The sequence below is a fragment of the Ferrovibrio sp. genome (genome assembly GCF_019636075.1).
Classification (GTDB): Bacteria; Pseudomonadota; Alphaproteobacteria; order Ferrovibrionales; family Ferrovibrionaceae; genus Ferrovibrio.
This window is the reverse complement of sequence record NZ_JAHBYG010000003.1, coordinates 45,284-64,308: the sequence shown is the minus strand read 5'-3', so window position 1 is coordinate 64,308 and position 19,025 is coordinate 45,284. Positions and strand designations below refer to the sequence as shown.

Sequence of the window (19,025 nt, the reverse complement as noted above, 5' to 3'; positions counted from 1 at the left end):
AAAGGCTGCCATGCGTCGCTCATCGGAAGAAAAGGCGGAAACCCGCCGCCAGATCGTCAAAACCGCCGGCCGGATGATCCGCGGCAAGGGCCTGGCCGAAACCGGTGTGGCCGAGGTGATGGCCGAAGCCGGCCTCACCCATGGCGGCTTTTACCGGCATTTCGCATCCAAGGAAGACCTGGCTGCGGCAGCCGTGGAAGCCGGCTTCGCCCATATGCGGGCGCGCCTGGCGGCGATCACCGCGAAGGCACCGCCAGGCAAGGGCCTGGAAGCCCTGATCGATACTTACTTAAGCGAGGCACACCGCGACCAGCCGCAACATGGCTGCGTGATGGCCAGCATCGGCATGGAAGTGCAACGCGCCGGCGGCGTCATCCAGGCCGCCTATGAAGACGGCATCGCAAAGCTGCTGGCGCTGTTCACCGAACATGTGCAGGCAGCCAGCCGCCGCCAGCAGGAAGACCGCGCGCAGGCCGTATTATCCGTGCTGGTGGGCGGCCTGCTCCTGGCCCGCGCGCTGAAACACGATGCGGCGGAATCCCAGCGCGCCTTGCAGAATGCGAAGCTGGCCGCACTCAGGCTGGCGGAAGGCTGATTGTTTTTTAGAGAAGAGTGAGGCCGGCGGAGATTACTCCGCCGCCTCGATATCGCGGGCCAGCACTTCGCGCTTGCCGACATGGTTGGCGGCGCCGACCACGCCTTCCTTTTCCATGCGTTCCATGATGCGGGCGGCGCGGTTATAGCCGATCTGCAGATGGCGCTGGATGAAACTGGTGGAAGCCTTGCGTTCGCGGCAGACCAGGGCCACGGCCTGATCGTAAAGCTGGTCGGCCTCGTCGCCGCCCTCGCCATCGCCGCCCATGCCCGGCAGGCCGAACTTGCTTTCCGCATCGGCAGTGACCGCCTCGACATAGACCGGCTCGGCCTGATCCTTCAGCACCTTCACCACGCGCTCGACTTCCTCATCGCTCACGAACGGCCCATGCACACGCTGGATACGGCCAGCGCCCGGCATGAACAACATATCGCCCATGCCCAGCAACTGCTCGGCGCCCTGTTCGCCCAGAATGGTGCGGCTGTCGATCTTCGATGTCACCTGGAAGCTGATGCGGGTGGGGAAGTTGGCCTTGATGGTGCCGGTGATCACGTCCACCGACGGGCGCTGCGTGGCCATGATCAGATGGATGCCGGCGGCACGCGCCATCTGCGCCAGGCGCTGGATGGCGGCTTCGATATCCTTGCCGGCCACCAGCATCAGATCGGCCAACTCGTCTACGATCACCACGATGAAGGGCAGCGGATTCAGATCCAACGGCCGTTCCTCGAAGATCGGCTTGCCGGTTTCCGGATCGAAGCCGGTCTGCACCGTGCGGCCCAAGGTTTCGCCCTTGCCACGCGCCTGGGCCAGACGTTCGTTGTAGGAGGCGATATTGCGCACGCCGAGTTCCGACATCTTGCGATAGCGGTCCTCCATCTCGCGCACGGTCCATTTCAGCGCCACCACGGCCTTGCCGGGTTCGGTCACCACCGGGGCCAGCAGATGCGGAATGCCGTCATAGACCGACAATTCCAGCATCTTGGGATCGACCATGATGAAGCGGCATTGATCCGGCGTCAGGCGATAGAGCAGCGACAGGATCATGGTGTTGATCGCCACCGATTTGCCCGAGCCGGTGGTGCCGGCCACCAGCAAATGCGGCATGCGCGCCAGATCGGCGATGATGGCACCGCCGCCGATATCCTTGCCGAGCGCCAGCGCCAGCTTGTTGGACGATGCCTCGAATTCCGCCGAGGCCAGCAATTCGCGCAGGTAAACCGTTTCGCGCTTGGCATTGGGCAATTCGATGCCGATGGCATTGCGGCCAGGGATCACCGCCACGCGGGCAGAGAGCGCGCTCATCGAGCGGGCGATATCGTCGGCCAGGCCGATCACGCGGCTGGATTTGGTGCCCGGCGCGGGCTCCAATTCATACAGCGTCACCACCGGGCCGGGACGCACTTTCACGATCTCGCCCTGCACGCCGAATTCGCTGAGCACGGATTCCAGCATCCGCGCATTCTGCTCCAGCGCATCCTCGTTGATCTTCTCGCGGCCGGAATCGGCCGGCGGCGGCTTGAGCAGACCAAGCTCGGGCAATTCGAAATCCGTCGGCTCGCCCAGCTTCATCGAAACCTGCGCTTCGGCGGCCGCGCGCTTGCCGGTGCGCGGGCGGGTATTCGGGCGCTCTACGCGGCTGCCCTCGTCCAGCTTGCGTGCGGCAGGCAGCGGCGTCATCTCGTCTTCGAGATCCTCGTCGTCTGCGTAATCATCTTCATCGTCGATCTCGGGCTGCGGCAAAGCCTTGCCGGTGGCCAGCTTGGAACCCGTCAGCTTAGGTTCGGCGCGGCTGGTGATCTCGGCGATTTCTTCCTCATCCTCATCGCGGCCGCGGCGGAACACATCGCGCAGGCGAGCGAAGAAGCCAGGCGCCTCGGCACCCGCGCGGGCCACCGCACGTCCGCCCTGATAAATCCCCTGCGCCGTCAACCCGGCTGTAGCAGCCGCACCAAAGCCCAGGCCGGCGCCGAAGCCGCGCACTTCGCCCAGGGAAAGGCCGGAGGCATAATAGAAGCACACCACGCCGGCGATCAGCGACAACGCTCCCGGCAATACGGCGGAAATCGGCAGACCGGCCTCGACAGCCAGCGGCACCATCTGGCGATACATGATCCAGTCGCCCAGAATGCCGCCCAGGCCCACGCGCAGATCCCAATGATTGGGCAGCGGCAGAGCGGCGGCGAAGCAGGCGATCAGCAATGTAGCCAGCGGCACCAGGGCCACATTCAGCCACCAGCGCGGCAGCCCGCGCTGCGAGGCCATGCGAAAGCCCCAGGCGGCCAGCAGCAGCACCAGAATCCACGAGGCATAGCCCAGGGTCTGGATCAGCACATCCGACAGGTACGCGCCGGGCAGGCCGAGCCAGTTCAGCGCCGGGCTGTTGGTGGCATGATTCAGGTTCGGGTCGGCGGGATGATAGGTGGCCAAGGCCAGGCTGAGAAGAAAACCCATGCCCAGCAGCAAAACGCCGATGCCTTCGCGTGCCCGATCGCGCAGGAATTGGTCGAAACCCTGCGGGAGAAAACGCGTCTTTTTCGCCGATTTGCCGCGCATGCGTTTAGCCATCTTGTTTATTAACCATAAAATCCGCTGAAAACTGCACTAAAGCACCGAATCCTGGCCGAATCCCCCAGCCAGCCGGTCTATTAACCCGCGAAAACGTTACCGAAGCGTTGAAGCGCCTCCCGGGTGGTCTCCAAATCGGAGACCAGAGCCATGCGCAAATAGGGTTTGCCCGCGGCGGCCGAACGACCATCGCCCAGATCGCGCACCAGATAGGCGCCCGGCAGGGTGCGTAAGCCGGCCTCGCGCCACACTTTCAGCGCCGCCGCCTCGCTGTCGCCCATATCGAGCCAAAGATAGAAGCCGCCGGCCGGGCGGTAGAAACCGAAGCGGTTGCCCAGGGCATTCTGCGCAAGATCGAATTTGGCGCGATACAGGGCGCGATTGGCCTCGACATGGCTTTCCTCGCGCCAGAGCGCCGCCGAGGCCTCGGCCACCGACATCATCAAACCGGCGCAGCCATATTGCCGCAGCTTGATGAAAAGCTGCATCGCTTCGACGCCTCCGGCGCAGAAGCCGGAACGCAGACCCGGCACCGAAGAGCGCTTGGACAGCGAATGAAACACCACGCAATGGCGCAGCACATCATCGCCGATGCGCCCGCCGGCAAGGCGCAAAGCCGCCTGCAGGCCGCCGGGCGGCTTTGCGCTATCGTAAATCTCGGCATAGCATTCGTCGAAGGCGACGATGAAATCGTATTGCGCCGCAAGCTCCAGCAGGCGCTGCATGTAATCCAGGCTGGCCACCGTACCCTGCGGATTGGCCGGCGAGCAGAGATAGACCAGCGCCGTGCGCGCCAACACATCTTCGGGCAGACTGGCGAAATCCGGCAGGAAGCCATTCTCGGCACTGGCCGGCACGAAATACGGCTCGGCACCACAGGCCACCGCTGCGCCCACATAGGTTTGGTAAAACGGGTTGGGCATCAGCACCAGCGGCTTCTCGTCGCGCGGGCCTTTCACTTCCGGCACCACAGCCTGGGCCAGCATGTAAAGCCCTTCGCGCGTGCCGTTCAGCGCCACGATCTGGCGCTCGGGATCGATCAGGCCTTCGGGCAGATCATAGCGCCGGTTCAGCCATTCGGCGCAAGCCAAGCGGAAATCCGGCGTGCCGTTCACCGTGGGATAGCGGCCGAGCATGCCGGGATCGCGGGCCAGCACCGGCGCCACGAAATCCGGCATGGCATGCTGGGGCTCCCCGATCGACATGTTTATGGTCGATAGGCCATGGCTGGTGGGCTGGCTATCCAGCAATGCGCGCAGGCGCTGGAAGGGATAATCGGAGAGCGCCGCCAGACGATTGTTCAGCATGATAATCAACAAGTTAGAGGAATTTTTGAGCCCGAATCGGCCGCCCCGGCCGAACGGCCCCAGCCTAGCCCCGCCCGAGTCGCCCTGCAAGCCAGCCGAATCGTGCTAATCTGGCTGCATGACCCAGAAGCTGCCGGAGAAAATGCCGCACACATTCGCCTCGCCGGCCTGCGCGCTGGGCGAACTATCGGCGGCGGGCGCCGACCCGGCCTATATGGGCTGGCTGAGCCCGGAGGCAGTGCAAACCGCCCTGGCCGGCTTGCTGCGCCTCGCGCCCGACGATGCCAGGCGACAGGCCTTGCAGGCGCTGTGTCCGGATTTGCATGTGCAGGCCGCCCCCGATACCGCAGCCTTCCATGAAATGCTGGGCAATCTATTGCCGCAAGTGCAGGACGACAGCCTGCATGCCGCGCTGAAGCAGCTCAGGCCTTAGGCAGCGAACACCATGGCATCGCTTTCGCGCCAGGCCAGGGTGACGGGTGCGCCCTTCTCGGGCAAGGCTGCGAGTTTTTCGGCCTGGCTTGGCAGCGTGCCGTAAAGCGACAAGCCGCCCAGCTGGCAATATAGCGAGATACGGTCGCCGGTCATGATGCGGTCGGCGGCAATCGCCTGCACACCCACCATGCCGGCCGGCACGCCTACGGCTCCCGGGAGAATCTCTATCGCTTCAGGCCGCACCATCAGCAGCACGCGGCCCTGGCGCGGTGCCGTCGACGGCACCGGCAGGCGCAAGGCGGCATCGGCATCGGGCTGCAAGGCCAGGCTGCCATCGGCGGCGGCAACGATATTACCGACGATCTGATTGGATCGGCCGATGAAATCCGCCACGAAGCGGTTGGCAGGTTTCAGATAAAGCTCGGCCGGCGCCGCCACCTGCTCGATACGCCCCTCGCTCATGATGGCGATGCGATCAGACATGGTCATCGCTTCGTCCTGATCATGGGTAACCAGCACGGTGGTGATGCCGAGGCGGGATTGCAATTCGCGCACTTCGAGCTGCATGGCGCCGCGCAACTTGGCATCCAGCGCCGCCATCGGTTCGTCAAGCAACAGCAGCACAGGTTCGATGGCAATGGCGCGCGCCAGCGCCACGCGCTGCTGCTGGCCGCCGGAAAGCTGCGAGGGAAACCGCGCCGCAAAACTTTCCATCCGCACCAGCGCCAACGCACGTTCGACTTTGGCCTTGATCTCGGCCGGCTTCATGCGCCGCATCTTCAGGCCGAAAGCCACATTCTCGGCCACATTCATATGCGGAAACAGCGCATAATTCTGAAACACCACGCCGATATCGCGGTGCCAAGGCTGCACGCCTTTCAGCGCGCGGCCGCCCAGCCTGATATCGCCGCCATCGGGATCGATCAATCCGGCGATGCAGCGCAGCAGCGTTGTCTTGCCGCAGCCGGATGGCCCCAACAGCGCCATGAACTCGCCGGCCTGAATCGACAGCGATACGCCGCCCAATGCCTGGGTGGCGCCGAAACGCTTCGATACCTGGATAGCTTCGAGGCCGCTTGCCGCTTCAGCCATGACTTGCCGTACCTCCGCGCTGCGGCAGGGTGAGGCTGCCGAGACCATAGAATTTTTCCACCGCAATCAGCACCACCACCACGATGGCCATCTTGATCACCGAAATCGCCGCCACCGCCGGATCGTAATTGTTGACCAGGTAGCCCAGGATCGAAACCGGCAGAGTCATGTTCGAGGCATTGGACAGCATCAGCGCCACCGCCACCTCATCGAACGAAATCAGGAAGGCGAACATGCCGCCGGCAAACAAACCGGGGCGGATCGCCGGCAAGGTCACACGCCAGAAGGCCCGCCAGGGATTGGCGCCCAGGGTATAGGCGGCCTCCTCGATACGCGGATCGGAAGCCGAATACACCGCCAGCACAGTGCGCAGCAGATAGGGCAGCACGATAACCACATGGCCGATGAGCAGGCCGATATAGGTGTTGCCCAGACCGATGCTGCTGAGGAAAAACAGCAATGCGATGGCCAGCACCAAGGAGGGCAGCGCCAACGGCGAAAGCAGAAAGGTCTGGATCGCTTCGGCACCGGGCGGGCGGCGGCGCACCAGCACGATGGCGGCCGGCACAGCCAGCATGGCGGCCATAATGGTGGATAGCAGGCCAAGCTGGATGCTGTTCCATAGCGGCCGCATGAAACTGGTATCCTGCAGCACGCGCGCAAACCATTTCAGGCTGAAACCCGGCGGCGGGAATATCACGAATTGCGCCGAGGACAGCGACACCACCACCACCAGGGCCATCGGCAGCAACAGAAACACCGCTGCCAGCGCGATATAGGCTTTCAGCCAGCGATTCATGATGCCATCCCGTTCATGCCGGGCCCGCTCATGCCTGACCTCGCCGCAAGCGACGCCCGATGGCAAGCTGAATGCCGGAAATCACCAACACAGTGACCAGCAGCACCATGCCGAGCGCGGCGGCAAAGGGCCAATCCGAACTCAGGTTGAGCTGTTGATACACCATCACCGGCAATACCATGGTGCGGTTGTTGCCCATCAGCATCACGGTGACGAAACTGCCGATGGAAAGCGAGAAAACCAGCAAGGTGCCGGTGATAACGCCATCCAGGCTGAGCGGCCAGATGATATAGCGGAAAGCCGCAGCCGGTTTTGCGCCCAGCGTAAGCGCGGCCTGTTCCAGCGCCTGATCGATGCCTTCCAGCGCACTGGCGATGGACAGCACCATGAAAGGCAGCATCACATGCACCAGCGTGATGCCGATGGCAAACCAGCCACCCAGCATATTGATGGTGGGGAGATCGAACGCGCGCAAAGTGCCATTGATCAATCCACTGCGGCCCAGCACCACCATCCAGCCGAAGGTACGCACCACAACATTGATCAGCAGCGGCGTTACGATCAGGAAAATCAGAAAACCCTTCACCGGCCCACGGCTGCGCGCGATGGCAAAGGCGAAGGGATAGCCGAACAGCAGCGTGAAAAACGTGACGCAGGCGGCCAGCACAATGGTCTGCAGCCAGACCTTTACGTAATAGGCATCGCCCAATGCGCGAAGATATTGCGCCAGACCGTGGCCGCCGCCCTGCTCGCGCAGGCTGACTTCCACATTCAGCAGCAATGGCCCGATGAAAAACACCAGCAGCCCGATCACTGCTGGCGCCAGAAAGGCGAGGGTGGAGAGTCGAAACCGGTTCGGCATCATGCAGACCTGTACGCCTCTCGCCTCGCCCTGGATTGCAGCAGTGATGGTTTACTGGGAGGGTTTACTGGATTTCCTTGTTCCAGCGCTCGATCCAGGCCGGGATCTTATCCATGAATTTCAGGAATTCCGGCTGCCGCACTTTTTCCAGCGGGGTGAGCACGGCCTTCAGGTCGTCAGGATACACCACCTTGGAATTCACCACCGGATACTTGATCATCGAGGCATGGCCGAGCTGCGCCTTCGGCGACAGCACGCAATCGATATACTGCCAGGAGGCTTCCGGCGCATTCTTCACCTTGGCCAGCATGGCGGCCGACTGGAAAGCGCCCGGATCGGGGATATAAGCGCCGGCCCAGGCATTCTGCTTGGCGAAATCATAGGCGCGGCCATCCCAGTAAACCAGGATATCCACTTCCTTGGTGGCGAACATGTTGATCGCATCCACCGGATTCACCCAATACTTGGCAATGTTGGGCGCCATCGCCTTGTACTTGGCGAAAACTTCATCCTCGCTGCCATTGTATAACGTGGTGAGGAACCAAGTGAACTGAGGCCCCCAGGCCATGGTGACGGCAGGAAAAGACACGCGATTGCCATACTTGCCGGCAATCGTGTTGTCGATCAGCGTCTTCCAGTCCTTCGGCGGCTCTTTGATCTTATCCTTGTTGTACATGACGATCATGGCGCCGAAATTCTGGATCGTGGCGTAGTCGTCCCACTGCTTGCGGAAAACTTCCGGCACGTCTTTCAGATTCGGTGCCTTGCTGGCATCCAGCTTGTCGAGCAGGCCTTCGCGGCCGGCGCGGATGGCATCGATCTCGCTGAGCAGGGCCACATGGATCGACGGGTTTTCCTTGTTGGCGCGGATGCGGTTGATCACTTCGCCGGAATTCAACACCAGGATATCGGGGTCGCTGCCGGTACGCTCCTTGTAGCAGGCGGCGAAATTCTGCTTGGCCGATTCCAGCCAGATGCCGCCGGAGGCCACCACAGTGATTTTCTGCGCGGCCGCGTCATGGGCCGCGAACAGGCCCAGCGCGCCCAAGGCAATCGCGAGCGCTGGCAGGAAACGGGCGCGCTTCCGCGCGGGACGGATTTCGGACTGTAGGATCATGGCGGCATTCCCCTCGTTTTGCGGCATGGTCTTGACGCAGAGGCTATGTGGGGAGTACCAGATGTGTCAACTATGTTATTCCATGTGGAACAACACCGTTGCAGGCCTGCAACCGGCATGGCAGGTTTTAGCATCCTCCGACGAGTGACAATCATGAGCAATCTTGAGAGTGCAATCCGGATTTTGCATTGCCTTTCGGCAGATACGCCGACCCTGAAAGTGACCGATGTGGCCAGCCGGCTGGGCCTGGCGAAAAGCTCGGTATCGCGGCTTTTGCGCACCATGCACGAAGGCGGCCTGCTGAAACGCGACGAAAACGCGCCGATTTACGGCCCCGGCCCACTGGCGCTGGAACTCAGCCGGCTTTATGCCGCCAGCAATTCCCTGCTGGATAAGGTGGATGCGGCGCTCGCAAGCCTTGTGGAAGAATTCGGATTCACAGGTTTTGCGGGCATGCTGGATGGCGACGAGGTTGTGATCCTGCGCCAGCACCAGGGCTGGTATCGCCTGCGTTATGTGCTGGAAGTGGGCGAGCATCATCCGCCATCCGACATGGCGATCGGCGTGGCGCTGATGGCGCGGCACAATCTGCTGGGCTCGCCCGAGATCGGGCCGGCCCAGCGCAAGCAGGCCAAGGCCTTCATGGCGGACAGGGTTATCGAAGTGCCCTGCCGCTCGGTGCCCGGCATCACCGCCATTGGCACGGCTCTGCGCGAAGACCGCAATGGCCAATGCATCGGCTTTTCGATTTCGTTTCCCGACAATGCCGCCCCGGCGGCGATGCGCGGCAAGATCAAAAGCCGGATACAGACCGCATCGCGCGCCATAGCGCAGGAAATCGGCGACAGTTTTCACCTTCCGAGGAATCCGAAACGATGAGCAGCAAGCATACCGAAGCGGCCCCCCTTCAAGCCGCCCCCCTTCAAGCAGCACCGGCCCGGCGCTCCTGGAGCCGCATTGCCTTCCTGGGCGATGCCTTCACCGTGGGCGCAGGCGATGAAACCATGCTGGGCTGGGTGGGCCGGCTTTGCGCCGAGCAATGGCGCCAGGGCCATGACGTGACGGCTTATAATCTCGGCATACGCGGCGGCACCACGCGGCTGATCGGCCAGCGTTGGCGCGGCGAATGCGAAGCCCGCCTGCCGCCCAGCGCCAATGCCAAGCTGGTTTTCATGTTCGGCGGCAATGATGCAAAGCTGCTGGATGGCAAAACGCCGGAAGTGCCACTGGAAGAATCAGCGGCCAATGCGCGCAAGATTCTCGGCGAGGCCAAAGCCTGGCTGCCCACGATCTGGATCGGCCTGATTCCGATGAACGAACAGCGCCCCTATCCCAAGCTGCTCAGCGGGCCGCAATATACCTTTTCCAATGCGATTCAGGCGGAATACAACGCGCGCTATGCGCAAGTGGCCGCCGAACTGGGCATCCCCTTCCTGGATATCCATACGCCGCTGCTGGCCGATCCGGATTGGCCCGATCTCACCCAGGCCGGCGATGGCTCCAATCCGGCTTCGCCTGGCTATGCCAAGGTGGCCGGCATGATCGGCGCATGGGAAGCCTGGCGCGCCTGGTTCCAATAAACGAAAAAGCCCGGACGGCATAACAGCCATCCGGGCTTCTTCTCATGGCGAAGCGGTAACGCTTACTTCGCCGCGAGGAAATCCTTCACTTCAAGCAGCACGAACTCGTTGTCGTCGCTCTTGCCCAGCGCGCGGCCAGACGAGAAGGGCAGATTGTTGTCGTTGCCCACGATGATATGGGTGGCATCCACCACATCCACATTCTCGATAGTGAAGAACGGGAAGGTCAGGCGCTGCTCACCCTGCTGCGCGCCTTGGCCAGGCTCGCCGCCCTGGCGGGCCTTCTTGTTCGGATCGGCCATGTCCATCAAGTCGATATAGCCGATCTTGCGCACATAACCATCGGCATCCGGCTTGCTCATGTCGATCTTATAAACGCGCTTGAACTTGGCCGGCCGATTGAAGCAATCCGGCTTCGGCTCCGCCTTGCAGGCCTGCGCCGGGCTGCCTTCGGTGTCGTCGCGCTCGATGATCATGGCGGTCTCATTATCGATCATGTTGAAATCGCCGATCGAATTGCCGTTCACCTCCAGGCGGTATTTCCACGAGCGGCCGGTCCATTCGGCCTTCTGCACATCGAATTCCAGGATGCGCAGATATTCCTTGCCATCCGCACCCTTCTCGGTGCCGTTGGCCGCCGCATTCCACAGTGCGCCTTCCAGCAGGGGATAGAGCAACTTGCCATCCTTGCTCACGGCCATGCCCTCATAGCCCTTGGAGCGGCGCGCCTCGAAAGCCACCGCACCCGGCGCGCCCGGCATACGCATGGCCGGATGATCGGGCGAACGGATCGGCTTGCCATCCACCTTGGTTTCCACGATGCGCTTCACGCGGCCATTGCGGTCGGCCTCGATCAGGTAGGGGCCGAATTCCTCACCGAACCACAGGCTGTCGCCCACCGGCTGAATCGATTCCAGATCGAAATCGGCGCCGGTGAGATACCGCTTGTCGGTGCCTTCATTCACGATCAGGAAGGGCACTTTCTTATCGGGGTCATGCAGAAAGATGGTCTGCTGGCGCTGCACCTGGCCGCTGGCCCAGTCGATCTTCAAGCGATGGAACATCAGCATGGCGTCGGGCGAATTGGCCTTGCTGCCGAAGCCGTTATCGGTCACCACGATGAACTCGCCATTGCCCAGCGAGCGGATGCCGGAAAAACCCTGCACCGGCTGGCCCTGGAACGGCAGGCTGATGCCGATCTTGCGCGGCGCCGCCTTGTCGGACAAAGCCGAAATGCCTTCCACGCTGCCCAGTTTGTCGTTGCGCATGTCGCCGGTGAACTTGCCCGAGGTCTTCAGCGAATCCGGCGCATCCTGCGGCGCGGGCACGAAAGTCTGCGCCGGCAGAAAGGCATGGCCGGCCACGGTGGCGCGGAAGGCCTTGGCCTCTTGCGCCTGCGCCATCACAGGCAGGGCGGCGAAAAACGCGGTGGAAAACAGCAAGGCTGCGGCGACAGGCTTCATTTCGGGAATCCCCTGTTTCGTTTAACAAGGCCCGAGGGGATACGCGCCGGATGTGACAGCCGGGTTCAGACTGGGTGACAGAACGCGGAAAAGACCGTGATGGTTTTATGCAGTGGAGATTTTTAGCAAAAAATGGTGCCCAGGGACGGATTTGAACCGCCGACACGAGGATTTTCAGTCCTCTGCTCTACCAACTGAGCTACCTGGGCACACCATGCTGCCCCGGGGATAGGACCGGCGGGGCCTGGTCGCGACCGTTTTGTGAACGAAGTGCGACGCGGCGGGGTTATAGACAAATCCGCCCGACCTGTCCATATGATCGGGGCGAGAAAATCGGTCCGCCGGGAAATCCCCCAGATATGCTCTCAATATGAGTGAAATCAATGCCATAGAGGTGCGCGACCTGGTGAAGCGCTATGGCCAGGTGACGGCCGTGGCGGGGGTGAACTTTGCCGTGCCGAAAGGCGGCATCACGGCCCTGCTGGGCGGCAACGGCGCAGGCAAAACCACCACGATCGCCATGTTGCTGGGCCTGCTGACCCCCACATCGGGCAGCATCAGCGTGCTGGGCGCCGATATGTTGCGTGAGCGCGGCAAGGCGCTGCCCCGGATGAATTTCTCCTCGCCCTATGTGGATTTGCCGCATCGCCTCACCGTGCGGCAGAATCTGCGGGTTTTCGCCAAGCTCTACGCCGTGCCGCGACCGGCCGAGCGGATCGCCGAACTGGCCGCCGCGCTGGGCTTCGAAGCTCTGCTGGAGCGCCCGGCCGGTGCGCTTTCAGCCGGACAGAAAACCCGCGTGGCGCTGGCCAAGGCGCTGATCAACAAGCCCGACCTGCTGCTGCTGGACGAGCCCACAGCATCCCTGGACCCCGACACCGCCGATTGGGTGCGCGGCCTGCTGGAAAGCTATCGCCGCGAGCGCCAGGCCACCATCCTGCTGGCCTCGCATAACATGGCCGAGGTGGAACGCCTGGCCGATATGGTGCTGATGATGAAGCAGGGCCAGATCGTGGATCGCGGCAGCGCGGCGGATCTGCTGGCCCGCTATGGCCGCGACGACCTGGAAGACGTGTTCCTGGATATCGCACGCGGGCGCGGCAAGGCCGCCGCTTTGCAGGCCGGTGCGGCATGAGCATGGATATCCTCGGCTTCAGCTTCAATCGCGTGGGCGCCATGCTGCTGCGCCACTGGTTTTTGCTGTCCGGCTCCTGGGTGCGGCTGATCGATCTGGTATACTGGCCCGCCGTGCAGATGATCATGTGGGGCTTTCTCAGCCGCTTCCTGGCCGGGCAGACCAGCTATATCGCGCAAGCCTTCGGTCTGTTGCTGGCCGGCATGATCCTGTGGGATTCGCTGTTCCGGGTGCAGCTCAGCGTGGCGATTTCCTTCCTGGAGGAAATGTGGAGCCGCAATCTGGGCAACCTGTTCGTCAGCCCGCTGCGGCCCAGCGAATTCGCCGCCTCGCTGCTGGTGATGGGCGTTACCCGCACGCTGCTGGGCATGGTGCCGGTCAGCCTGATGGCTTGGTGGTTCTTCGATTTTTCGATCTATTCCATGGGCCTGGCGCTGGCCGGGTTCTTCGCCAGCCTGACCATGTTCGGCTGGGCGATCGGGTTGGCCGTCAGCGGCCTGGTGATGCGCCAGGGCCTGGGCGCGGAGAATATCGCCTGGGCGGCGGCTTTTCTGTTTCTGCCGATCAGCGCGGTGTATTACCCGGTTTCGGTGCTGCCCGGCTGGCTGCAGATGGTGGCCTGGTGCTTCCCGCCGGCCTATGTGTTCGAGGGCGTACGCGCCCTGCTGGTGGATGGCACATTCCGCGCCGATCTGATGCTGGGCGCATTGGGGCTGAACGCGCTGTATATGGCATTGGGCTTCCTGGCTTTCATGGCGTTGTTTGAAAGCGCGCGGCGCCGCGGCCAGTTGCTGGGCCAGGGCGAGTAGCGACATGCAGCCGGGTGACGCACCGCTGCTGCGCGGCGCCAAAGTTTTCCTTAAACCCCTCACCCGCCGCGATGCCGTAAGGCTGGGACTGGAGCCTGCCGTGGCCGAAGCCCTGCTGGCGGAAGCCGCCCAGGGCCGCGCCCTGCTTTGGCAATTGGCCGAAAACCTGCGCCTACCGGCTTTCGGCTGGGTTGGCCTGCGCGAGATCGATCCCCGCCATGCCCGCGCCAATCTGGATGGCTTCATCCTGCCCGCACAGCGCCGGCAAGGCTGGATGCACGATGCCATGGCGCGGATCATCGATTACGGCTTTCGCGATTTCGGCCTCAACCGCATCGGCGCGCGGATCGATCCGGGCAACGACGCGGCTTTGGGTCTGGCGCAGGTACTCGGCCTGGCCTGGGAAGGCCGGCTGCGCGGCTATCGGCGCGGGCCGGATGGCGCGCGGGATGTGATCCTGCTAGGCCGGTTGGCGAGCGACGCCATGGCGACGGCGGAAAGCGCCGGGCGCCAGGCCATAGGCGGCGCGGAAAGCCCCGTTGAAGGTGGATAGGTCGCCGAAGCCGCTGTCATAGGCGATGGCGGCAACCGGCGCGCGCTCCGCCGCCAGCCGCGCGGCCGCCCGGCGCAGACGCAGTCCGATCAGATAATCATAGGGCGTGGCGCCGGTGATACGGCGGAATTGCCGCAGGAAATGATATTTGCTCATCGCCGCCACGCTTGCCAGTTCGGTCAGGTCCAGCGCGCGATGCGCCTCGGCCTCGATATGCCGCAGCGCGCGGCCGATGCGGCGCTGATCCTGCACCGATGGCGCCACCGTGCTTTCCGCCCCCGCATCGATATGGCGCAGCACGGTCTCGGCGATGGCGAATACCTGCTGCTCTGCCTGCATGGCATCGCGCCCATGCAGCAGGCTTTCCAGGCCCCACACCGCATGGCCCAACCGGCGATGCGAGGGCAGCATGGCAGCCTTGAAACGATAGCGCGCACTGCCGGCATGGCTGGCAGCGATCTCGGCAAACACGTCCGGTGCAAACGATAAAGCCAGGCAACGGTCGCCCCGGCCATGGCTATGTCCGCATTGGAAACAGGCGCCGGCATTGCCGAGCAGGAAACTGCCGGGATGCATCAGGCCATGGCCGCTATCGGTGCGGTAGTCGAAACTGCCGGCGGCCACCACCGAAATCGAAACCGCGCCATGCCGCTCCTCGAACGGGCGATCCTCCGGCCCGGCCTGGCACAGGATATCGGCCACCGACCAGCCTTCGCCTTCGGCAAGCGAACGCTTGCTGGGCAGGCGCGGTCTATCGAGGGTTTGGGACATGGCCGCAGAATAGCAATATTCCCCAAGCGGCGGAATGCGGTTTCGCGTTAAGCAACCTGCCTATCGAGCGAACAGGAGGCTTGCATGCTCAATCATGTTTCCATCGGCGTGAAGGATATCGCCCGCAGCAAGGGTTTCTACGACGCGGCGCTGAAGCCGCTGGGCTATCGCTGCCTGTATGAAAGCGCGGGCGGCCTGGGTTATGGCGACAAGGCGGTGGTGCTGTGGATCAACAAGGTGGAACGCCCGGTGAAGCCGGATATGAAATCCGGGCTGCATTTCTGCTTCGATGCCCCCAGCCGCACGGCGGTGCGTGCCTTCCACAAGGCGGCACTGGATCAAGGCGGCGAGGATAACGGCGCGCCCGGCCTGCGGCCGGATTACGATCCCAGCTACTATGCCGCCTTTGCCATCGACCCCGATGGCTATCGCATCGAAGCCTATACGGCGGCTGCAAAATAGGCGGCATGCAGGCCGGGTGGTAACAGGCCGGGCGGAAACAGGCCGGGCGGTAATAATTTACCAACCGAAAAACACTCGCCCGAGCAGCCGCCCGGGTATCAGGGTGAAAATGCCCGTCAGCACCAATCCGGTGCCGTACAGGCTGAGCATGGTGGCGCGGTGGGCCCTCAACCTGCCGCGCCGGGCCTGCACCAGGCCGTAAGGCAGGCTGATCAACACCACCACCGACAGAATATGGATGAGGCTGAAATGCCCATCCGAGGTAATGAAGAAGGAGGATAAAGCCGCCGTAAGCATGGCCAGGGCAAAAGCCCAACCCAGCCGTTTATGCCAAAATGTGCCCTTGGCACGCAGCAGGATGATACAACCCAGCGCCAACGCCAGGATTGTGGCGAAAAGATGGATTTTCACGGCAAGGGAAGCAGCCAGGATCGGAGCAATATTCATGCATCGATCCTAGTCTGACCGCTGAAATTTTCCCTAAGCTCCATTATCTTCAAAGCCGTGACCGTCGTCACGCGCCCCGCGGTGTTGTCTCACAACAGCCGGCGCTAGAATGGCGGCAGATAAAAATAAGGAGCTGGTCTTGAGCGCCACCATTGCCTTGGTCGATGACGACCGCAATATCCTCACATCGGTTTCCATCGCCCTCGAAGCCGAGGGCTATAAGGTCCGCACCTATAATGATGGTGCCGAGGCCCTGCGCGTGCTGGCCCAGCAACCCGCCGATCTGGTGATTCTGGATATCAAGATGCCGCGCATGGACGGCATGGAAACCCTGAGCCGCCTGCGCCGCACCAGCCAGGTGCCGGTGATCTTCCTCACCTCGAAGGACGAGGAGATCGACGAGATGCTCGGCCTCAAGATGGGTGCCGACGACTATATCAAGAAGCCGTTCAGCCAGCGCCTGCTGATCGAACGCATCAAGGCGGTGCTGCGCCGCGTCGAGGCCGATAAGCCCGGCATGCCGGAAACCGCAGTTGAGAAGCTGATCCAGCGCGGCCCGCTGTCGCTGGATCCCTCGCGCCACAAATGCACCTGGAACGGCAACGACGTGGTGCTGACCGTGACCGAGTTTCTGCTGCTGCAGGCCCTGGCCCAGCGCCCCGGCCATGTGAAGAACCGCGACCAGTTGATGGATGCGGCCTACGACGACAATGTGTATGTGGACGACCGCACCATCGACAGCCACATCAAGCGCCTGCGCAAGAAGTTCAAATCGGTGGACGACGATTTCGATGCCATCGAAACCCTCTATGGCGTCGGCTATCGCTTCAAGGAAGCCGGGCAGTAATCAATGGCGCGCCGGCGCCCCAGCGACGAAGATGCATCCCCGCCGAAGCGGGCGCGCCGGCGGGTGATGTCGCCGCTGACCCGGCGCATCCTGCTGATCAATCTGGCGGCGCCGATGCTGCTTGCGGTGGCGTTTCTGTATCTCGATCAATTCCGCTTAGGGCTGATCGAGGCGCGCACCAACTCGCTGCAATACGAGGCCAACCTGATTGCCGGCGCGCTGGGCGAAAGCGCCATCAGCCCGCAGGAAATGACCACCGCGCTGGATCGCGATCTGGCGCGGCAATTGCTGCGCCGGCTTTCGGCGCAATCCAGCGCGCGGGCAAGATTGTTCGATGCCGATGGTCAATTGCTGGCCGATAGCAGCCTGCTACTGGCCGCCGGTCGCGGCGTGGTGACGCGCATCTTGCCGCCGCCCAATGTGCAAACCCCATGGGACAAGGCGCTGAGCGAGCTTTACGACAAGGTGAACGCGCTGTTCATGACTACGCTGGACCTGCCGCGCTATACCGAATTTCCCTTTCCCCATGCCAATGATTATGCCGAAACCCGGCGCGCCCTGAATGGCGAAGTGGCCAGCGGCCTGCGCGAAACCGGCGATAGCCGGCTGCTGATCAGCGTGGGCGTGCCAGTGCAGGGCCTGCGCAAGGTGGTGGGCGCGTTGATGCTGAGTGTGGACAGCCAGGAGATCGACGAGCGCGTGCGCGCCGAACGCCTCACCATCCTGAAACTGTTTGCCGCCATCCTGGGCTTCACCGTGCTGGCATCGCTGTATCTGGCCGGCGCCATCGTGCGGCCGATTCATCGCCTGGCCGAAGCCGCCGACCGGGTGCGCGCCGCCAAGGGCCGCATCGCCCATCTGCAAATACCGGATTTCTCGTCGCGCAAGGATGAGATCGGCGATCTTTCCGCCACCCTGGGCGGCATGCTGCAAGCGCTGTCGCAGCGGCTGGATGCCATCGAGCATTTCGCCGCCGATGTGGCCCATGAAATCAAGAATCCGCTCACCTCGTTGCGCAGCGCCATGGAAACCTTCGCCCGCGTGGAAGACCCCGGCATGCGCCAGCGCCTGCTGGCGGTGATGCAGGATGATGTGCGGCGCATGGATCGCCTGATCAGCGATATTTCCGAAGCTTCGCGGCTGGATGCCGAACTTGGCCGCGCCGAAGCCAATATGCTGGATATCGCCGCCATGCTGGAATCGGTGATCGAATCCTATGCCAATCGCAGCGGAAAGGATTTGCCGCAGCTTGATTTCCGCAAGCATGGCAAAGGCCCGTTCCGGGCGCCGGGCTTCGAGAGCCGGCTGGGCCAGGTGGCGCGCAACCTGATCGACAACGCGATTTCCTTCAGCCCGCCCAACGGCACCATCACCGTAAACCTGCGCCGCGATGGCGGCATGGTGCAATTCGACGTGGCCGATGAGGGGCCCGGCATTCCGCCCGATAATCTGGAATCGGTGTTCGAGCGTTTCTATACCGAACGGCCGAGCAGCGAAGCCTTCGGCCTGCATTCCGGCCTCGGGCTTTCGATCGCCCGCCAGATCGTGCAATCCCTGGGCGGCGATATCCGCGCCGAAAACCGCAGCGACCGGCCCAGCGGCGCGCGCTTCATCGTGCGCCTGCCGGTATAAGCCGCCCGCATTAAGACAGGTGCCTGAAACTTGACGCGGCCCCGCCATAAGCGGCAGGCTCGCGCCCCATGCAAAACCTGCACGCCACCTGCGTAGCGTTGGACGAACCCGAGACGGGCAAGGCGGGGGCCTATGGCCTGTTGCTGCGCGGCCCTTCGGGTGCGGGCAAATCCGACCTGGCATTGCGCATGATTGCGCAGGGCGCAAGGCTGGTGGCCGATGACCAGGTGATGCTGCAGCCCGCCGCCGACGGCCTGCATGCGGCGGCCCCTGCGGCCCTGCGCGATATCATCGAAATCCGCGGCATCGGCCTGGTTCGCATGCCTGCACTCGATCACGCGATGGTGACCCTGCTGATCGACCTGGTTCCGCCGGAATCCGTGCCTCGTCTGCCCGATCCAGCCCATGAAACGCTGTGCGGCATCACATTGCCGTTGGTCAGGCTCGAGGCTTTTTCGGCGGCGGCCGCCTTGAAGGCATTGCAGGCTTTGCGTCTGGCCAAGTCCGGCTTACTATTCCGCCCAGCCCCTGGTATCCGGCCCTTAGCATGA

Annotated in this window: 20 protein-coding genes and 1 tRNA gene; 11 read left to right on the top strand and 10 right to left on the bottom strand. The window is 63.0% G+C overall.

The window, feature by feature from the left end; translation table 11 throughout:
- The first annotated feature begins 10 nt into the window (after window positions 1–10).
- Window positions 11–595: a TetR/AcrR family transcriptional regulator gene (locus KF827_RS02410; RefSeq protein ID WP_290999397.1), complete on the top strand. Its 585-nt coding sequence runs from the start codon at window positions 11–13 to the stop codon at window positions 593–595.
- Between the two features lie 33 nt (window positions 596–628).
- Here the strand turns inward: KF827_RS02410 and KF827_RS02405 are convergent, their stop codons facing one another.
- Window positions 629–3,163 carry a DNA translocase FtsK gene (locus KF827_RS02405; protein WP_290999394.1) on the bottom strand — a complete coding sequence of 845 codons (2,535 nt, stop codon included), beginning with the start codon at window positions 3,161–3,163 and terminating at the stop codon, window positions 629–631.
- Window positions 3,164–3,243: 80 nt separating this feature from the next.
- Window positions 3,244–4,470: an aminotransferase class I/II-fold pyridoxal phosphate-dependent enzyme gene (locus tag KF827_RS02400; protein WP_290999391.1), complete on the bottom strand. Its 1,227-nt coding sequence runs from the start codon at window positions 4,468–4,470 to the stop codon at window positions 3,244–3,246.
- 118 nt (window positions 4,471–4,588) lie between these two features.
- On the opposite strand from KF827_RS02400, the gene KF827_RS02395 reads away from it, so the two are divergent.
- Complete coding sequence (locus KF827_RS02395; protein ID WP_290999388.1) at window positions 4,589–4,903, top strand: hypothetical protein; 315 nt, start codon at window positions 4,589–4,591, stop codon at window positions 4,901–4,903.
- Here the strand turns inward: KF827_RS02395 and KF827_RS02390 are convergent.
- The 4 genes from KF827_RS02390 to KF827_RS02375 all read right to left on the bottom strand — a co-directional run bounded on the left by KF827_RS02390 (window position 4,900) and on the right by KF827_RS02375 (window position 8,775).
- The gene (locus KF827_RS02390; RefSeq protein WP_290999385.1) at window positions 4,900–5,997 is read right to left on the bottom strand and encodes an ABC transporter ATP-binding protein; all 1,098 of its coding nucleotides are present in this window, start codon (window positions 5,995–5,997) and stop codon (window positions 4,900–4,902) included. The genes KF827_RS02395 and KF827_RS02390 overlap by 4 nt on opposite strands.
- Window positions 5,990–6,796, bottom strand: coding sequence for an ABC transporter permease (locus KF827_RS02385; protein ID WP_290999382.1), 807 nt, complete (start codon window positions 6,794–6,796; stop codon window positions 5,990–5,992). The genes KF827_RS02390 and KF827_RS02385 overlap by 8 nt, the downstream gene beginning before the upstream one ends.
- Before the next feature lie 28 nt (window positions 6,797–6,824).
- Window positions 6,825–7,661 (bottom strand): ABC transporter permease, encoded by an 837-nt coding sequence (locus KF827_RS02380; RefSeq protein ID WP_290999379.1) that lies wholly within the window; start codon window positions 7,659–7,661, stop codon window positions 6,825–6,827.
- 61 nt (window positions 7,662–7,722) lie between these two features.
- Complete coding sequence (locus KF827_RS02375) at window positions 7,723–8,775, bottom strand: extracellular solute-binding protein (RefSeq protein ID WP_290999376.1); 1,053 nt, start codon at window positions 8,773–8,775, stop codon at window positions 7,723–7,725.
- A gap of 153 nt (window positions 8,776–8,928) precedes the next feature.
- On the opposite strand from KF827_RS02375, the gene KF827_RS02370 reads away from it, so the two are divergent.
- Both KF827_RS02370 and KF827_RS02365 read left to right on the top strand, forming a co-directional pair.
- Window positions 8,929–9,654 (top strand): helix-turn-helix domain-containing protein, encoded by a 726-nt coding sequence (locus KF827_RS02370; protein WP_290999373.1) that lies wholly within the window; start codon window positions 8,929–8,931, stop codon window positions 9,652–9,654.
- Window positions 9,651–10,355 (top strand): GDSL-type esterase/lipase family protein, encoded by a 705-nt coding sequence (locus tag KF827_RS02365; protein ID WP_290999370.1) that lies wholly within the window; start codon window positions 9,651–9,653, stop codon window positions 10,353–10,355. The genes KF827_RS02370 and KF827_RS02365 overlap by 4 nt, the downstream gene beginning before the upstream one ends.
- Before the next feature lie 62 nt (window positions 10,356–10,417).
- Here the strand turns inward: KF827_RS02365 and KF827_RS02360 are convergent, their stop codons facing one another.
- Both KF827_RS02360 and KF827_RS02355 read right to left on the bottom strand, forming a co-directional pair.
- Window positions 10,418–11,818 (bottom strand): esterase-like activity of phytase family protein, encoded by a 1,401-nt coding sequence (locus KF827_RS02360; protein WP_290999366.1) that lies wholly within the window; start codon window positions 11,816–11,818, stop codon window positions 10,418–10,420.
- Between the two features lie 133 nt (window positions 11,819–11,951).
- Window positions 11,952–12,027 (bottom strand) — tRNA-Phe (locus KF827_RS02355).
- 161 nt (window positions 12,028–12,188) lie between these two features.
- On the opposite strand from KF827_RS02355, the gene KF827_RS02350 reads away from it, so the two are divergent.
- Genes KF827_RS02350 through KF827_RS02340 form a run of 3 tightly spaced genes read left to right on the top strand, consistent with a single transcriptional unit; the run spans window position 12,189 to window position 14,315 of the window.
- Window positions 12,189–12,953 (top strand): ABC transporter ATP-binding protein, encoded by a 765-nt coding sequence (locus KF827_RS02350; protein WP_290999361.1) that lies wholly within the window; start codon window positions 12,189–12,191, stop codon window positions 12,951–12,953.
- Window positions 12,950–13,762 (top strand): ABC transporter permease, encoded by an 813-nt coding sequence (locus KF827_RS02345; protein ID WP_290999359.1) that lies wholly within the window; start codon window positions 12,950–12,952, stop codon window positions 13,760–13,762. The genes KF827_RS02350 and KF827_RS02345 overlap by 4 nt, the downstream gene beginning before the upstream one ends.
- 4 nt (window positions 13,763–13,766) lie before the next feature.
- On the top strand, window positions 13,767–14,315 hold the full coding sequence (locus KF827_RS02340) for a GNAT family protein (RefSeq protein WP_290999357.1): 549 nt from the start codon (window positions 13,767–13,769) through the stop codon (window positions 14,313–14,315).
- Here the strand turns inward: KF827_RS02340 and KF827_RS02335 are convergent.
- Complete coding sequence (locus KF827_RS02335; RefSeq protein ID WP_290999355.1) at window positions 14,223–15,086, bottom strand: AraC family transcriptional regulator; 864 nt, start codon at window positions 15,084–15,086, stop codon at window positions 14,223–14,225. The genes KF827_RS02340 and KF827_RS02335 overlap by 93 nt on opposite strands.
- A gap of 84 nt (window positions 15,087–15,170) precedes the next feature.
- On the opposite strand from KF827_RS02335, the gene KF827_RS02330 reads away from it, so the two are divergent.
- Window positions 15,171–15,548 (top strand): VOC family protein, encoded by a 378-nt coding sequence (locus tag KF827_RS02330; RefSeq protein ID WP_290999352.1) that lies wholly within the window; start codon window positions 15,171–15,173, stop codon window positions 15,546–15,548.
- 57 nt (window positions 15,549–15,605) lie between these two features.
- Here the strand turns inward: KF827_RS02330 and KF827_RS02325 are convergent, their stop codons facing one another.
- Window positions 15,606–15,995 (bottom strand): DUF2306 domain-containing protein, encoded by a 390-nt coding sequence (locus KF827_RS02325; protein ID WP_290999349.1) that lies wholly within the window; start codon window positions 15,993–15,995, stop codon window positions 15,606–15,608.
- 139 nt (window positions 15,996–16,134) lie between these two features.
- Between KF827_RS02325 and KF827_RS02320 the strand changes: the two genes are divergently transcribed.
- The 3 genes from KF827_RS02320 (at window position 16,135) to KF827_RS02310 (ending at window position 19,025) form a co-directional block, all read left to right on the top strand.
- Window positions 16,135–16,842: a response regulator transcription factor gene (locus KF827_RS02320; RefSeq protein WP_290999346.1), complete on the top strand. Its 708-nt coding sequence runs from the start codon at window positions 16,135–16,137 to the stop codon at window positions 16,840–16,842.
- Between the two features lie 3 nt (window positions 16,843–16,845).
- Window positions 16,846–18,474, top strand: a complete 1,629-nt coding sequence (locus KF827_RS02315; protein WP_290999343.1) for a stimulus-sensing domain-containing protein — start codon at window positions 16,846–16,848, stop codon at window positions 18,472–18,474.
- A gap of 68 nt (window positions 18,475–18,542) precedes the next feature.
- Window positions 18,543–19,025, top strand: coding sequence for an HPr kinase/phosphatase C-terminal domain-containing protein (locus KF827_RS02310; protein WP_290999340.1), 483 nt, complete (start codon window positions 18,543–18,545; stop codon window positions 19,023–19,025).

Coding starts and splice junctions, on each gene's coding strand:
- KF827_RS02410 (WP_290999397.1), top strand. CDS start 11: ATGCGTCGCTCATCGGAAGAAAAGGCGGAAACCCGCCGCCAGATCGTC.
- KF827_RS02405 (WP_290999394.1), bottom strand. CDS start 3,163: ATGGCTAAACGCATGCGCGGCAAATCGGCGAAAAAGACGCGTTTTCTC.
- KF827_RS02400 (WP_290999391.1), bottom strand. CDS start 4,470: ATGCTGAACAATCGTCTGGCGGCGCTCTCCGATTATCCCTTCCAGCGC.
- KF827_RS02395 (WP_290999388.1), top strand. CDS start 4,589: ATGACCCAGAAGCTGCCGGAGAAAATGCCGCACACATTCGCCTCGCCG.
- KF827_RS02390 (WP_290999385.1), bottom strand. CDS start 5,997: ATGGCTGAAGCGGCAAGCGGCCTCGAAGCTATCCAGGTATCGAAGCGT.
- KF827_RS02385 (WP_290999382.1), bottom strand. CDS start 6,796: ATGAATCGCTGGCTGAAAGCCTATATCGCGCTGGCAGCGGTGTTTCTG.
- KF827_RS02380 (WP_290999379.1), bottom strand. CDS start 7,661: ATGATGCCGAACCGGTTTCGACTCTCCACCCTCGCCTTTCTGGCGCCA.
- KF827_RS02375 (WP_290999376.1), bottom strand. CDS start 8,775: ATGATCCTACAGTCCGAAATCCGTCCCGCGCGGAAGCGCGCCCGTTTC.
- KF827_RS02370 (WP_290999373.1), top strand. CDS start 8,929: ATGAGCAATCTTGAGAGTGCAATCCGGATTTTGCATTGCCTTTCGGCA.
- KF827_RS02365 (WP_290999370.1), top strand. CDS start 9,651: ATGAGCAGCAAGCATACCGAAGCGGCCCCCCTTCAAGCCGCCCCCCTT.
- KF827_RS02360 (WP_290999366.1), bottom strand. CDS start 11,818: ATGAAGCCTGTCGCCGCAGCCTTGCTGTTTTCCACCGCGTTTTTCGCC.
- KF827_RS02350 (WP_290999361.1), top strand. CDS start 12,189: ATGAGTGAAATCAATGCCATAGAGGTGCGCGACCTGGTGAAGCGCTAT.
- KF827_RS02345 (WP_290999359.1), top strand. CDS start 12,950: ATGAGCATGGATATCCTCGGCTTCAGCTTCAATCGCGTGGGCGCCATG.
- KF827_RS02340 (WP_290999357.1), top strand. CDS start 13,767: ATGCAGCCGGGTGACGCACCGCTGCTGCGCGGCGCCAAAGTTTTCCTT.
- KF827_RS02335 (WP_290999355.1), bottom strand. CDS start 15,086: ATGTCCCAAACCCTCGATAGACCGCGCCTGCCCAGCAAGCGTTCGCTT.
- KF827_RS02330 (WP_290999352.1), top strand. CDS start 15,171: ATGCTCAATCATGTTTCCATCGGCGTGAAGGATATCGCCCGCAGCAAG.
- KF827_RS02325 (WP_290999349.1), bottom strand. CDS start 15,995: ATGAATATTGCTCCGATCCTGGCTGCTTCCCTTGCCGTGAAAATCCAT.
- KF827_RS02315 (WP_290999343.1), top strand. CDS start 16,846: ATGGCGCGCCGGCGCCCCAGCGACGAAGATGCATCCCCGCCGAAGCGG.
- KF827_RS02310 (WP_290999340.1), top strand. CDS start 18,543: ATGCAAAACCTGCACGCCACCTGCGTAGCGTTGGACGAACCCGAGACG.